Raw genomic sequence first — 16,428 nt, 5'->3', positions numbered from 1 at the left:
TGATCATTAAAATTAACATAGATACATGAATGTAATAAAAGAGACAAAAATTAATTTTTCTTCTTATTTTTAATTAATCTAAATAAGATTAGTATGTTTGTAGCTCAATTGGAAAAACATGCGGTTATACTTTTTTTTGATCTTATTCTGTCTCTCTTTTTCAGTTCATGCTCAAACTACCATTAGTGGAAAAGTAATTTCTTTTGAAGATTCTGTAGCATTACCTGGGGTAAGTATTCAAAACATAAATACTAACCAATGGACTTATACCGATACTAATGGGCAGTTTAGCATCACCTTAAACGCCAAGGCCTTTGAGTTAGAATTTCATTTTTTAGGCAAGCAAGAATATATACTTCGCTCCAGCGACATCGGCAACACCTCTCAAGTACTTATTAAGCTAAAAGACGAGAACCTTGAACTTAATGAAGTAACTGTAACCGCCACCCCTACTACTTCTAAAGTAGGCTCATCTATTAAACTAGATGAATATGCTGTAGATCAGGTACAATCCTTTAGCGTAGGTGATATTTTGCAACAGTTGCCAGGCCAAACCATTTCAGCACCTGACTTTACCAGATCCAAGGCCATTACGCTTAGAAGCGCTAACACTACTAATGTAAATGCATTTGGCGTTTCATTTGTATTAGACGGCGTTGCGCTATCTAATGATGCTAACATGCAAACCTATGACGATAGTAACGGTTTACTTGATACTGACAATGTAAATTCCAGCATAGACCTGCGTACTATTCCGGCTTCTAACATAGAAGAGGTGGAAGTGATAACTGGTATTCCTGACGCCAAATATGGCAACCTTACCTCAGGAGTAGTAAAGATCAACAGAAAAGCTGGAGTAACACCTTATACACTCAGCGCTAACTTAAGACAAGGGACTACTTCAATGTCTCTCAACAAAGGTTTCAAAATCAATGATAAAGGAGGAGCCTTAAGCCTTTCCTTTGATTATTTAAATTCTAATACTGATCCCAGAGAAAGCCTTAAAAAATTCAACCGTATTAACACTTCAGCTATTTGGAGCACTCATAATAATGACAACACCATTAAAAACACCTTATCATTTACATTCCATAATAATTTTGATGACATCAACTATGACAAGGATAATGATGATGGCGGCCAAGATGCCAGCAGTAGAAAAGACATAGGCTTTAGAGTGAGCAACCGCCTTAGCTGGAAACCTAACACGCAAATTATCGATAATATCAGCCTCAATGCAGCCTATAGCTATGCATCACAAAGGTCATATAAACAAAAATTCATAAATAATGGAGGCAAAATATTACCTACAAGCACAGAAACGGGGTTGGCCCCTGGTGAATATACACCAGTAGCTTATCTTCAAAAATCAGAGGTATTTGGTAAACCTATAAACATAAGTGCTAACGTATCTTTAAATAAAGTATTAAAAACAAACCATACAGATCACAGCTTATCTCTAGGCACCAACTTATCCTACACTGATAATAGTGGTAAAGGAAAAGTGGTATCCTCAGAAAATGCGCTCACTAATATTGCCCTATCCAGCGCTGGAGATAGTGATGGCAACTCCACCAGACCATTGGATTTTGATTCTTATGTAAAACCTCGTGTCAATTATGGTATTTACCTTCAAGATAATATCACTCATACTTTTGTAAACAATAAAGAGCTCTACGCTAACATTGGCTTCCGCATGGACATGCAAAATGGATTTGCAAGCTTTGGCCCAAGGGCTAATTTCGGTTACGAGCTTACGAAAAAATGGAGTGTTCGTGGTGGGATAGGCTTCGCCTCCAAAGCGCCTTCCCTATCACAAATATATCCGGGAGATCAATATTTTGACATGCTCATAGCTGATTTCAGAACTAATGAATACTCCTTCAACCTTATTCAAACCTACAAGCAAGAGATTGGCAAGCTGAACTTAAGTCCGAATAAAAGCTGGAAGTACGAGATAGGCACCAATTATAATGCAAAAATCGCTTCTCTGGCTATTACAGCGTACTACAACTTCACTTACAATGGAATAGTATCTGATGATAAATATACATCAGTTTCAGTACCCAACGTAGATTTTAACTTTGAAAATCCAAACCAAGCACCTACATATCAGATAAGTGGTTATCGAGACATGTTGCTCACCTATAGCCAGGCTTATAATGGTTCGAAAACCAAAGACAAAGGGATAGAATTTTATTTAAATTTTAAAAAAATACAATCTATCAACACCTCATTTTCCCTGAATGGATCCTACACACATTCTACTACCTTCAATTCATCTGAGCGATTCAAAAAAAGCAAAGATCCTCTGGAGACTGAATATCTGTATGGCTTTAACAAAACGCAACCAGATATACGCGATCAACTAAAACTCACAGCAACTATTACGCACCATATCTCAGAAATTGGCCTACTCATTTCATTAACTGCTGAGCAATTTACTTTTAGCACTATTTACCCTTCCATTATAGACTTATACCCCCATGCCTATCTTAATGGAGCCGGCAAAAGAATAGAAATTGCTCCTGAAGAAAGAACAGCAGAAAAATATAGCAGCATAGTACTGCCTGAAAGCAATTCAACCGACAACAGAACAAGCATCTATCACAACTTTCATTTAAGAATTTCCAAAGAACTGTCTAACGGACTTAGCTTTTCATTCTATACTTATAATTTCCTGGATTATCAGCCAATGGTGGAATCTACTATTTCCGGCAAGATGTCGAAAAATGATCCTATAAGCTTCGGAGCTCAAATCAAATATCAATTTTAAACATATACACACTTATTTTAACAATGAAAAAACTTTATATACTAAGCGCACTACTTCTATTCTGGGCTTGCTCAGATGATGATGGAGAATTTATAACTCCGGTAACACATACTATTAATGTAAACTTTAATGAAGAATACGGCAGTATAGCCGCCGGAGGTGTAACTCTGACTTTAAATAACATTGAAGATGGAAGAAGCTACACCGCTACCACTACCTCGGCAGGAGCTGCAGAAATAGAAGTAACCCCAGGTAATTATACTGTTAACGCAAGCCTCACCATGACTGCTGATGATTACGAACAGGCTTTCAATAAACAAATAACCGGAGAAGTATATTTCAACACTTCAACCACTATAAACATCTCCGAAACCGGAGTAACCAGCACTGACATGATACTAGAGTCTGGTCAGGTAGGTGATCTACTGATCAAGCAAATTTATTTTGCAGGATCTGATGCGAGATTAGGAGCTATTTTCAGAGATCAGTTCATTGAAATTCACAATAATAGTAATGACGTCATCTATCTTGATGGTCTCTATATAGGTCAGGTAAAAGGCGCCGCTAATACTAGCAAAGCCGGGGAGGAAAACTTTACTGCTAATGGGCAATACGACTGGAGCTTATCCGTAGGTCAGACAGACCAAACAAATGCTAATAGTGGTTATGTATATTTAGAAGAAGTACTTCAAATACCTGGTAATGGATCTGATTATCCATTAGAATCCGGTAAAAGTGTGATAGTAGCTGCCACCGCAGTTAACCACAAAGCTCCATTAGTTGCGGAAGACAAAAATGGTGAAACAGTAACTTATGAAGTTGAAAACCCTGACCTTACAGTAGACCTTAGCCAAGCTCAGTTTGAAGGATATTACGCTGATTACCAAACCAGTATAGGTAAAAACCCTTTAACTTCTGACATAGACAACCCTAATTCTGTTAACCTGAATATTATTTTCAAAACGTTCAAAGGCAATGATTTGATTCTGGATACTCATGGCAGAGAGGCTATTGTTATATTCTCCGCAACTGATGAGGAGCTGAACTCATGGAATAGAATTCCTTTGCCCACTGTTTCAAACGTATCTGAAACTACGGCAACATATATGCAAGTCCCTGCCAGTTTTATAACTGATGGCGTTATGTGTCAAAATACAGATCCAAGCAAGCAAACTCCTTCAAGGTTACCAAACACGATAGACGCTGGCGACAAAGCTGTAATTAAAGGAGTTCTTTCTTCAGAATCAATCATTAGAAAAGTAAAATCTACTGACGGCGATAAAGTTTTTTATCAAGACACTAATAACTCTGCTAATGACTTTGAAGTGCTTTCGCACCCTGAAGTGATTATACAATAGACAAAATAGACATGAAGCGGTATAATTTTTTATGGATCTTAATAGTCCTGCCCATCTTCGCTAATGGACAGGATAGCCTTACACACACATTCCAGGCAATGGATAATCAACTATTACAATCGGTTTTGCAAAATGACTATGCTAACCAACAAAACTTATTATTCTTGCCAGTAAATGATTATACCGCTTCATCACTTTATTATAATTATGAAGATGGAGACCTACGAGCAGGCGCTATTCCTGAAAACATTCAACAGGTAGGATTAACTACCACCGGCCTTTATCATAGCAAACAGAATATTCTCTTTTATGGAAAATTTAAAGCTGAGAAAGAGTATTATCAAAACCTGAAATGGGACTTAAATGGTGAATTATACCATAGAGGCCTAATGCCTACACATCAGTTTATGACAGCCGAAAAAGGCAGCGATTGGAGCAACCAGAACTATGAGCTATCAGGCGGTATGATCATTCCTACTAAAAACAACCGCTGGGCATTTAGTGTAAATGGAGATTTTAAGGTATCGAATCGCTTCCGATCAGAATATGATCCCCGTTCTAAAGTCACTAACAATAGCATAGTCTTAGATTTGGGAGCTAGTTATAAACTATCAGAAACTAGTTATATAAAAGCCGCAGGCACCTATGGCTTTAGCCATTTCCGTAACGATGTAAAGTATTCTAACGCCAGCAATAACATTCCCTACAGCCATGATACCTATATAAAGTGGATGGCAGGATATGGCACTTTACTAAACCATGGTGGTTCCTCTTCTGCCAACTCGGGAATGACTGCCTCTCTCAGTGGTTTTAACATCGGGTATACTTTTCAAAATAAAGTCAACCTGATAATAGCTGATATTGTATTCACTAATAAAAGTGAAGAGAGTTTTGATACTAGTAATATCAACAATTCAGAAATAGATCCCGTAAGCTCCTACTCCCCTTCCACTTGGAGGTTAAATACCTTATGGCTGCATCATGCTTCTACTGATAAATTATTGAAACTCGGCTTAAACTTATCTCAATTTGATGCTACTAATTATCTTTTTGACAAAGGAGGGAAAAATTATAATGCTAAAGAAAAAGAAGTTAAACTTGACCTAGGCTATCTCAGGCAATATAATAACATTACACAATGGGAACTCAACGCTCAAATAAACCTTTGGCAGGTAACTCAACAAGATGTACTCTCCACCACAAAGTCAGAGTTATCTAAACTTGAAGCATCAGTATCAGGAAGCAAAACCTTTCCTATTAATGAAAACCTTAATATTCAACCTTCATTAGCAGCGCAAATAAGCACTTCTATCAATTCCACTTTCTTCAATGGTAATGAAAATTATCTGAATAATATTAAAGAAGACGATTATTTAGGTCAAAGCCTTAAAGCCTATTACAACCAAATCATCTACCATGATGTAGATCTTTATAGCACTAACACCGGTAGCTTGAAGGCTGGCACCGCTTTCAATTTTTATAAAGAATCCGATTTAAAAACAAGTATTAAATTACATCTGAGCTATAGCAAGGCATTGGAGCGTATAGCCTTTTCTTCTAATGATAAAGCTCATCGCCTTTTCGGATCAGTTTCTCTTAATTTTTACTATTAATCATGCAAAAACATTTTTTTATAATTACCACATTATTATTCATTACCCTGTCTGGCTTTCAAGTGTTGAAAGATCAATACGACTTAGATGACCTACGAGCAAGATATAGCAGTGGATTAACCGAAAAATGGCCAGAAGCGGCATTAGATTCTTCTATAGACAGGTCTACCTTTCAAGATATTGGACATTTACCCGAAATGACTTATCCGGCAGACAATCCCTATTCAGACGAAAAAAAGGAATTAGGAAAAATGCTTTTTTTCGATCCTCGTCTTTCAGAGAGCGGACAAATAGCCTGTGCCAGCTGTCATGATTCTGAACTGGGCTGGGGTGATGGCAGGCGTAACAGCTATGGCCATAACCGACAACTAGGAAAAAGAAATGCTATGACCATATTAAACAGCGGCTATGCTTCGAGCCTTTTTTGGGATGGTAGAGCTGCAACGCTGGAAGAGCAAGCCGCCCTGCCTATACAAGATAAACTAGAAATGAATTCTCATATCTCTTTAGCTACGGAAACCATAGCCAAAACTCAAGGCTATGCACCTCATTTTAAAGCGGCTTTTGGAGATGAAACGGTTACTGAAGAAAGAATAAAAAAGGCCATAGCCACCTTTGAACGCAGCATAGTAAGCAGAACCTCACGTTTTGATTTGTTCATTGATGGAAAATCTGAAGCATTTACAGATAGAGAAGTACTTGGGTTACACTTATTCAGAACTAAAGCACAGTGCATTAACTGCCATAACACAGGCTATTTTTCTGATAATCAATTTCATAATACCGGTCTTACCTATTATGGTAGACCTTTTGAAGATTTGGGACAATATGAAATCACTAAGAACAAAGCTGATGTGGGCAAATTTAGAACTCCAACACTCAGAGAAGTAGGAAAAACCGGTCCATACATGCATAACGGCCTTTTTACAAGCCTAGAAGTGGTGGTGAATCTTTATAACACGGGTATGCCGCATCCGAAACGTAAAAAAGATCAGATGGATGACCCTTTATTTCCGACTACCTCACATTTATTGAAACCATTAGAATTAGATGCTCAGGAAAAAGCGGCCCTGGTGGCCTTTATGAAAACTTTGTCATCCCGAACATACAGAGTTACACCTCCTGAATTGCCATAAAATGAAATGAGGAAGATGACCCGGTACATAGCACTTTTCCGGACATCTTCCTCATTCATCTAACTTCACACACTACTATTAAACTATAACCTCCACTACCTGATTCAGATTCTGAATTTCGAAAACTAAACAAAACGAAAGTCTTTATCTGAAACCTCTTCACTAATTATATTCGAAATACATTACTCCATTACTGTGCCAAAGCTCTCCTGCAGTGTTTTTTGATCATTTAAAGACTAATTTTTTCCATATATTAACAAATCATTCCAAATATAGGACAAACCTTACCTGAAGAGAGAAAACATAATGACGATGTAAATTGAAGTTTAAAAGAAGCTAATTATATTTGTTTATATTTAGTCTAAATTAATATAAAATGTCAAAACTCGTAGTAGCAGATAAATCTCCTTTAGTACACCTGGGGCTGGAGAATATTTTGAAGCAAAAAAACAGTGAGGTCATTATAGCGGAAAATTTATACAATTTAGACCAAGTAGAAGATTCCATAAGGCAGCATACACCAGACCTGCTCATCATGGAATATGAAGAAGCTATTTCTTCCCCCTCAGTATGCTCTCGTTTTCTTAAGCGAAAATGGACTAACAGCATATTGCTTACTACAAGGTATATTGATGAAATTAGTCTTAAGCAATTCTATAAAATAGGGGTTACAGGCATACTTCATAAACACGCCTTACCTCATGAAATACTACAAGCCATAGAACAATGTCTGAAGGGTAGCAAATTTTATAGTCATCAATTCATGGATCTTTTATTAGGCCAATCTCAAGAAACCAACCTAACTCAGAGGGAAAAAGAAGTACTGATACTGGTAGCCAAAGGGAAAAGCACTAAAAAAATAGCTGATGAACTTAATCTGAGTATACATACTGTCAATTCACATCGGAAAAATATCATCAAAAAACTAGACATACAATCCCCTGTAGAGTTTGTAACTCATGCACTTGAACTGCAACTCATTTAGCGAGGGTACCTGTCCACTAATTCTACATCACTTACACTAATTCTACATCACTAATATTAGCTAGAGACCTACCAGTATCAGCTACTTTAATTCATTAATTAGAGCGATTGCCAACAAAGTAGCACAAACCTACATTTGCATTATTTAGAATTAGTCTAAATTAATGAAGCAAATACTCAATATATTCCTATTCATAATCATTGGCACCAGTTCTTACGCGCAAACTACTATTATTTGTGTTGACAGTACCAACAATAAACCTATTGAAAGTGTGCAGGTCACTTTTATAAAAAATGGCATACAACAAACCTCTGTCACTGATAGTAAAGGGAAAGCTTCCACCTCTTGGAGCACTCCTCTTTCTGCAAAACTCACTCATATAGAGTATAATGCTAAGTCTATCACTATAGATGAGAATAACCAGACCATAACATTTAGCCCTGCCATCACTTTGCTTAATCCGCTGGTAGTCACCTCTCAGTATGCGCCACAGTCAGCCAAAAATTCTGTATACAAGGTAAAGACTATCAGTAAACAAAGGATAGAAAAGCAAGGTGCTACCAACATTCAGGAAGTCCTCAAAAATGAGCTCAACATAAGTTTTTCCAGAGACAATGCCACTGGCAGCTCAGGCATAACTTTACAAGGTCTTTCTGGTCAGAATGTAAAAGTACTGTTAGATGGAGTTCCAATTTCCGGAAGAAGCGGTGTTAGCAATGAAATAGACATGGGTCAGCTCAATGTAAATAGCATAGAGCAAATAGAAATTATAGAAGGTCCTATGGCCGTAAACTATGGTGCTGATGCCCTGGCTGGTGTAATTAATATTATTACTAATAAAGACAGTGGCTATGAATGGAGCGCTAACCTCTCATTACATGAAGAAAGTGTAGAAAAGGAATATAGTGCTTTCGATGAAGGTATTCATTCTCCAGCAGCTACCTTCACCTACAAACCGTCAGAAAAGTGGTATGTCCAAGCCGAAGGAAGATACAATGATTTTGGAGGCTGGATTGGAGACCCTGAAAAATACTCTGACAGAGACCGACAGTGGTACCCAAAAAGTCAATATAACCTGGGAGGACTTACTCGCTATAACACCGATGGATTTTCTATTTTCTATCGGCTGAATTACCTCAATGAAAATATTGAAAATTTAGGAAAGCCATCAGCTAATCAGCTGTATGACCCTATTGCTACAGATGAGCAATATACCACCAAAAGATGGAGCCACCAGCTACAGTCAGAAATAAAAGTAGGCAAGCTCAATATGCAGCCTGTAATTTCTTATACAAATTATGAGCGTACCACCCGTCAATACCTTAAAAATCTGGCTACCGATAGAGAAACTACCACTGACGATTACGAACAAGACACCATTTACTTCAAAACCCTCTTTCTCAGAAACACATTAAGTCACCTAAAATGGAGCTGGGGAAGTGCCCAGCTAGGTTTTGACAGTAACTATGAACGAACCGCAGGCACCACCCTTAGTGATGGAGAAAAATCTGCCTTTGACATTTCCTTCTTTGCTTCTACAGAGATAAAAGCAGGCGAAAAGTTACTCATTCGCCCGGGTATACGCTATGGCTATAACAGCATTTACAAAACTGAGCCTTCCCCTGCCATCAATTTTAAATACCAAATTACAACTAGCTCTCAAGTTCGATTGGGTTATGGCAGGGGGTTCAGGGCTCCTTCTTTAAGAGAGCTATACCATGAGTTTATAGATAGCAATCATCATATAGAAGGAAATAAAGATCTTGAGCCTGAGTATTCTCATTCTTTCAATGCTGACTTTACTAAAAGCTTCCCTCTGCAAAATATGCAAGTGGTATTAGCTGGCTTTTACAACAACATAAAAAATCGCATCGGCTATATTAGCCCCGAAACTGCCAGTGGTGACATGATAACCACTTACCGAAACATCAGCCGATACAAGACAATAGGAAGTACGCTTACCTTACAATATCATTACAAAAATCTTAATATTTCTACCGGGCTAGCCTATACTGGCCTGTATCAAGAACTACAAGATGCCTATGCTATACCGGAATTTGTATATGGCACTCAGCTGAATGGCTCCTTTTCATACCACTGGGCACGACCTGAACTTTTCTTTAGCCTATACTATAAATACAACGGTACCTCTAAAGATTACTTCGAAATAACTAAGGAAGATGGAAGTACTGCTCCCGAACTCCAAAAAAGAGAAGGCTACCACCTACTCGACCTGACAATACAAAAAAAACTCACAGAATGGGCCTCCCTTTCTATTGGTTCTAAGAACCTGATGAACGTAACCTTTGTAAAAAACAACCGAACTACCGGTGGTGCACACGCTGATACTTCCGGCCAGACGTCAGTAGGCTACGGACGCTCCTACTTTCTTAGAATGAATTTTAAACTACAATCAAAACAATAACTATAAATAATGATAATGAACAGACCGTATACCTTTATTATGACGTGCATAGTACTGCTGTGCGCCGCTACTTTGATGATCTCTTGCGGAGATGATGATGGTAGTCCTGCACCAGTAAATGTGAATTTTAATAACACCGAAGTAGGCCTTTCAGGAGACAATGCTACTGTAGTATCTATTGTCTTTTCAAGAGCCGCTGAAAGTGCCGGTAGCCTAATGATTACTGCCAGCTCTTCAGATTTAGTTTATGGAGAAGATAACGACTATTACACTGAACCTGCTACTGAAGATAACATAGTAACCATACCTGTAAGTGTTGGAGACACAGAAATTTCATTTTCTATTGCTCCTGGCACTGCGTTAAATATCGAAGAGGATAAAACTATCAGTTTCCTACTTTCTTCTAATGTGGAAAGTTTTATGGCAGGAACTAATAACACCTTAACCGTTACCGTTTCAGAAAATTTCGTGACTCCATCTGCCACTGTTATAGCTCATGTAGGCGAAGGATCGAGCAGAGATCAGCATTTTTACCTGGATCTTGATAGATTGGAAACCACCACTGTAAATAGAAATAATTATGACTTAGCGCTGGAATCTGCTGGTGAGGGTTTCAATATACTTCTTAATGCCAGTACTATTATGAGAGCCGCTGCTACTGATGAAGCTGACTTCGAAAATGTAACTGAAGAAGACTTAGAAAATGCTTCATTCTCTACAGATGTAGTTACTGGAAACTCGTTTTATCAAGGCTCTTTTGACGAGACCGCTTTTTATAACTGGGACGCCAATGGTAACACCAGTAATGTTTACATAGTAGACAGAGGTATTGAGGCATCGGTACCCCGCGATGTAGATCCCGTTCGTAGAGGTTATCGCAAAGTGCAATTAACAAAATCAGGAGATGAGTACACCATCCACTCTGCTAACCTGGATGGCAGTGCAGAAACCACTTTCACAGTAAACAAATCAGATGATGCTAGTTTTAAATACGTGCATTTCAATAATGGCGAAGCAGAAATAGAACCTGCCAATTGGGACATTTTGGTAAGGGCTGTAACTTATGAAGTATCTTCTAATAATTATTCTATGATTTACAATACTTTGGGAGCTTACCACAACTACTATGGTGGAAGCACTGTAGCATTGATAGATATTAGTGCAACAGAACAAGGTTTTGAAGATGTAACCTTGGAGCAAGCTACAGAAGCATTAAATGCTACGGATAACGGTTTCAATACCATCGGTGTAAACTGGAGAGATAGCAATATGGGGCAGTATACCATTAATGATCAGCAGGTTTACATTATTCAAGATGAAGATGGCAATATATTTAAGTTGCACTTTACCGCTTACTTCTCTGCTAAAGATGGAAGTACTGAAGCTCCTGAGATCCAATACGAGCACTTAAACTAACCATAATTATGAAAAAGACATTTCTCATTATTATGCTTTTGAGCCCTGCCCTACTATGGGCTCAAAAGCAAAAGAAACAAGATGTAGCGTCTATAAAGTCAATGTGTGGCTGCTACAAAGTATATTTCAATTTTGCCGAAACCTTCTCTCCCAAAAGAGATTATGAGTTTCATGAAAACTATAAGTCTCATGCCTACGAGTGGGTTACTATGGCAGAAGAAGATGACGACAAGCTCTCGTTACAGCATCTATTAGTAATCAGAGATACCATGATTATAAAACACTGGAGACAAGACTGGTTATATGAAAACACTGATTTATACACTTATGACAAAGACAAAACCTGGAAACCAGTGTCATTAAATAAAAATGAAGTGAAAGGACAGTGGTCTCAAAAAGTATATCAGGTAGATGATGGCCCAAGGTATGAAGGTTCTGCTACTTGGATCCATGCTGATGGAAGAGACTATTGGGAAAACACTGCCGATGCTCCTCTACCAAGAAGAGAGTACACCAAGCGTGATGACTACAACGTGATGAAAAGAAGAAACCGCCAGGAAATTACTGAAGAAGGCTGGATTCACGAACAAGACAATGACAAAGTACTGAGAGATAGTGAAGATCAACTCATTGCTCAGGAAAAAGGTTGGAATACTTATACCAAAGTAGAAGACAGCAAATGTAGTGCTGCCAAAGCCTGGTGGGATACTTACTCTGCTTATTGGGCTGACGTGCGTGCAGTATGGGATGAAGTGTATGAAAGCAAGAAGACTTTAGCCTTAAAAACTAAGGTAGAAGACCAATTTTTATACGAGCAACTCTTCGCTTTGCAAGAAGAGTATAAAGGAGAGCATGACTCCGCAAAGGCTCAGGCTGCCATAAAAAAAGTAATACAACCTTATATTAAAAGTGATATACAGCTAGCCAGTAACTAGTTGATTTTGAAGCCCTCATTGGTCAGTATTAATTGAGTCCTTAGCTGGCCAATTGAGGCACAAACTAAATTCGAATCATTCTTAGTTTAATCCTTATTTTATATTCATCTCCTACGGAGAAACAAAAAAGAGGCTGTATCAAAAGTAATTACATCATTAGTTAATATCACATTGAGGGACTCGAAGGATTCTTCCATTTAAAGAATGAATATTTCGAAGACCTCAATCTGCCCTAAAATTTACTTTTGATACAGCCTTCTTTACTATATATCAATAATTAACTATTTCCTCACTTGGCCGCTTCCAAAAACATAATATTTATTAGTTACAAGCTGCTTAAGCCCTAAAGGCCCGCGGTGGTGCAACTTGTCTGTACTGATGGCCAGCTCTGCGCCTACACCCATTTGGCCACCGTCTGTGAACCTGGTAGAAGCATTATGATAAACCGCTGCGCTATCCACTCCTTCCATGAATTTCATAGCATCATCAGTGTTTTCGGTAAGTATAATGTTGGAGTGACCTCCAGAATACTTATTAATGAATGAAATGGCATTATCAAGACCATCGACAGTAGAAATTACTGCTTTCATAGCCAAGAATTCTTCATACCATACTTCATCATTCTCTATCTTGTCTGTAGCAGAAAGCGTATCTAACACTTCTTCACCTGCCACAATATGCACCCCTTTTTCTTTCAATGCACCTTCAATTTTTAAAAGCACATCGTCTAGCTGAGGATGATTTCTATCTACTAATATTTTATCTAAGGCATTACAACCAGATATTTTATCTGTTTTAGCATTCACTAAAACAGGAATCACTTTTTCCATATCAGCATCAGGAGCTACATAAGCAAAGTTATTACCTCTACCGCTCACTAATACTGCACACTTAGCATGTTGTTTTACAAACTCTATCAGTCTCTCACCTCCTCTTGGTACAATCAGGTCAAGGGGCTGATCAGGGTTTCTTAAAAACTCCTGCGTAGTGGCTCTATCCATTTTCAGATACTGTATCCAATCTTTATCAAGGCCGTTGTCTGCTAATGCCTTGTGCCAGCATTCTACCAGTGCCTCATTACTATGATGAGCCTCTTTACCTCCTTTAAGCAAAATCTTATTGTTCGCTTTAAAGGCTAACACAGCTGCTTCTATGGTTACATCCGGTCTAGATTCATAGATGATCATAATAGTACCGAAAGGAGCCGTTTTATTGGTAATATTGAGTCCGTTATCTAAAGTACCTTTGCTTATTACTTGGCCTACAGGGTCCTCCTGCGCCAATACTTCTTTTACTGCTCTGATCATATCATCTACTTTGGCATCATTCACCACCAATCGATCGTAAAGAGCCTGATCATCACGATCAAAAGCATCGAGGTCCTTTTTATTCGCAGCAATAATCTCTTCACGGTCACTATCTAAATATTTGACCATAGAGTTTAATACTGCATTCTTTTTGTCTGTGTCTATTAATAGCATAAATTATCTTCTTGAATTTTAATTTTAATTACTTCTTTTAATTGTTCAGAATTTACTGTAACAAGAAAAATTAATCTTCTTCCTGATATATGCGTGTACCGACATTCTTTCCGCGAGCGATGTCAACGATTACATCCTCCTTTTTACCATTAGCTATGTAAGTAGGAATATCTTTAGCAGCCGTTTTCTTAGCTACATTTATCTTAGATTCCATACCTCCACGGCCCTCTCCTTCTTTCTTACCTGACGATTGTATAAACTGCTCCACTGCCTGATCGGTGGTAACCGTTTTGATCAAATTAGAATCTTCATCATCAGGATGTCCGTCAAACACACCATCTGTATCTGTTAATAAGATAAGTGCATCAGCATGAATGAGTTCTGCCACTAAACTGGCCAGCTCATCGTTATCTGTAAACATTGACATTGATAATGATACGGCGTCATCTTCATTGGCAATAGGAACAATACCCTGGTTAAGCAATCCTTCGTAACAATTAATCATATTGTCACGGTATTTACCTGGCGCAAAATCCCTCTTAGTGGCCAATACTTGTGCACAGCGCATTCCATAATGATGAAATAAACTGTAATAATGACGCATCATACGTGGCTGCCCCACAGCAGAATATACCTGTCGGCGTGTAGTGGGGTCTAATATTGTATTGCCATCCAAAACTTCTTTTCCGGCAATTACCGATCCTGAGGATATCAACACGCAAATGATATCTTCCTCATATAATCGGGCTATTTGGTCTACTAACTTCTTCAATATAGGCACCACTATGCGATTATCTTTATTGGTCATCACATTGGTACCAACTTTAATTACAATTCTCTTTTTATATTGTTTTTCAACTTCCATATACTTATTTACCTAGTTCAACTGCTCTATCAAATGCGGCATATGCGGCATCCTCAATTAATTGTCTCACATTATTATCATCCATAGAATCTAATGCTGCTCTGGTGGTTCCACCTTTAGAAGCTACACGGTTCATCCATGATTGAGGTGATAGGTCAGATTTATTAAACAGCTCTACAGCACCCTCAAAAGTCTGACTTACCAGTACTTTAGAGTCGTGGTCTGAAAAGCCCATTTTTTTAGCAGCATCCATCATAGACTGCATAAAGTAAAATACATAGGCTGGTCCACTACCAGATATACCTGTAGAGGCATCTATATCATTTTCAGTATCTAATCTTACTGATTTACCAGTGGTATTAAGCAAGTTCTCTACTGTAGATAGTTCTAATCTAGATACTGTTTCAGAAGCGGTGAAAGAGGTAAGTCCTTTTCCTACCTGCGCAGGTAGATTTGGCATAGCTCTCACTACCTTAGAAATTCCAAGGCCATCTTGAATAGTTTGAATGGTAACACCTGCCATAAGTGAAATCACCAATTGATCTTCGGTAATTTTTGATTTGATGTTACCAAAAAGGTCATCAATATGATAGGGTTTTACTGCGATAAAAATAATGTCGGCCGCAGGCAAGCACTCAGCAAGATCTGTATATACATCAAATCTACTGATAGTTTCCAGCTGCTTTGATTTCTCTTCATCAGTGTCTGAAATCATTAGGTTATCGCTAGACAAAAGCTCTGATTTTACCAGAGCCTTAGCATAAGCTAACCCCATATTTCCCGCTCCTATTACTAATACTTTCATTTCTTAAATGTTAATTTTAAGGTTTTGTGTTTAAAAAATCAGCTTATATAATACAACCATTGTGCATTTCGGCCTTTTTCAGAAAATAATCTTGTCATTAGATCCGAAAGAGGGCTAAAGTATAGCCCTATCTCTCTCCAATGGCTGATAAAAAAAATTACTGACATTTTTTATTGCTATTGACAAATGTGCATGAAATGTGCCATTCAGGCAGAAATAGGAAATTATGTCAGTAAATAAACGCCATGACATAATGCCTCATTTTATGCACTAATTTAATTTTACGTATATTTTTATGAACTTATAGTGAAATCTCTCATGACATAATAACCTGAAAAGGTGTCATGATTTGCATGTAAGAAATGCGTCTTTTATTGATTTTTAACAAAATAGGCTATGCCAAATTTTCTATACAGCTGACAGGTAAGTTAAAAACAACCGTTTACATAAACTGAGTACCCCAGCTGTCCATCATCGGCCCCTTGCTTCACTACACTACCCGGCTTTGACGGACAACAAGTGTGTAACTAAATCCACAAAAGTTTAGAGCAACTCCACATTAATGTCCATTTTAAATTACTCTGAAACCTCAAGATCAGGATAGAGCATATTTTAAAGACTCTGCTATTGCTA

At 37.9% G+C, this 16,428-nt stretch carries 11 protein-coding genes; 8 read left to right on the top strand and 3 right to left on the bottom strand.

The annotated features are described in order from the left end of the window. Positions 1-118 precede the first annotated feature (118 nt). The 8 genes from JL102_RS06750 (at position 119) to JL102_RS06715 (ending at position 12,644) form a co-directional block, all read left to right on the top strand. Complete coding sequence (locus JL102_RS06750) at positions 119-2,776, top strand: TonB-dependent receptor (RefSeq protein WP_202243503.1); 2,658 nt, start codon at positions 119-121, stop codon at positions 2,774-2,776. A gap of 23 nt (positions 2,777-2,799) precedes the next feature. Further along, a complete protein-coding gene (locus tag JL102_RS06745) occupies positions 2,800-4,134 on the top strand; it encodes a DUF4876 domain-containing protein (RefSeq protein ID WP_202243502.1) in 1,335 nt (444 codons plus the stop codon). Between the two features lie 11 nt (positions 4,135-4,145). Further along, entirely contained in the window at positions 4,146-5,747 is a 1,602-nt protein-coding gene (locus JL102_RS06740) for a DUF6850 family outer membrane beta-barrel protein (RefSeq protein ID WP_202243501.1), read from the top strand. A gap of 2 nt (positions 5,748-5,749) precedes the next feature. Then, positions 5,750-6,883, top strand: a complete 1,134-nt coding sequence (locus tag JL102_RS06735) for a cytochrome-c peroxidase (RefSeq protein ID WP_202243500.1) — start codon at positions 5,750-5,752, stop codon at positions 6,881-6,883. Positions 6,884-7,259: 376 nt separating this feature from the next. After that, the gene (locus tag JL102_RS06730; RefSeq protein ID WP_202243499.1) at positions 7,260-7,868 is read left to right on the top strand and encodes a response regulator transcription factor; all 609 of its coding nucleotides are present in this window, start codon (positions 7,260-7,262) and stop codon (positions 7,866-7,868) included. A gap of 163 nt (positions 7,869-8,031) precedes the next feature. Continuing rightward, a complete protein-coding gene (locus JL102_RS06725; protein ID WP_202243498.1) occupies positions 8,032-10,293 on the top strand; it encodes a TonB-dependent receptor plug domain-containing protein in 2,262 nt (753 codons plus the stop codon). Between the two features lie 39 nt (positions 10,294-10,332). After that, on the top strand, positions 10,333-11,709 hold the full coding sequence (locus tag JL102_RS06720; RefSeq protein ID WP_202243497.1) for an HmuY family protein: 1,377 nt from the start codon (positions 10,333-10,335) through the stop codon (positions 11,707-11,709). 8 nt (positions 11,710-11,717) lie between these two features. Then, positions 11,718-12,644 carry a DUF6607 family protein gene (locus tag JL102_RS06715; RefSeq protein WP_202243496.1) on the top strand — a complete coding sequence of 309 codons (927 nt, stop codon included), beginning with the start codon at positions 11,718-11,720 and terminating at the stop codon, positions 12,642-12,644. A 281-nt stretch (positions 12,645-12,925) separates the two neighbouring features. Here the strand turns inward: JL102_RS06715 and JL102_RS06710 are convergent, their stop codons facing one another. The 3 genes from JL102_RS06710 to proC all read right to left on the bottom strand — a co-directional run bounded on the left by JL102_RS06710 (position 12,926) and on the right by proC (position 15,795). Continuing rightward, positions 12,926-14,125 (bottom strand): glutamate-5-semialdehyde dehydrogenase, encoded by a 1,200-nt coding sequence (locus JL102_RS06710; RefSeq protein WP_202243495.1) that lies wholly within the window; start codon positions 14,123-14,125, stop codon positions 12,926-12,928. 70 nt (positions 14,126-14,195) lie between these two features. Next, positions 14,196-14,990, bottom strand: coding sequence for a glutamate 5-kinase (gene proB / locus JL102_RS06705; protein ID WP_202243494.1), 795 nt, complete (start codon positions 14,988-14,990; stop codon positions 14,196-14,198). A 4-nt stretch (positions 14,991-14,994) separates the two neighbouring features. After that, positions 14,995-15,795: a pyrroline-5-carboxylate reductase gene (gene proC, locus JL102_RS06700; RefSeq protein WP_202243493.1), complete on the bottom strand. Its 801-nt coding sequence runs from the start codon at positions 15,793-15,795 to the stop codon at positions 14,995-14,997. Positions 15,796-16,428: the final 633 nt, after the last annotated feature.

Source organism: Fulvivirga sediminis, assembly GCF_016757215.1.
Classification (GTDB): Bacteria; Bacteroidota; Bacteroidia; order Cytophagales; family Cyclobacteriaceae; genus Fulvivirga; species Fulvivirga sediminis.
The sequence above is the reverse complement of the archived record's forward strand: the minus strand, read 5'-3'. Positions and strand labels throughout refer to the sequence as shown.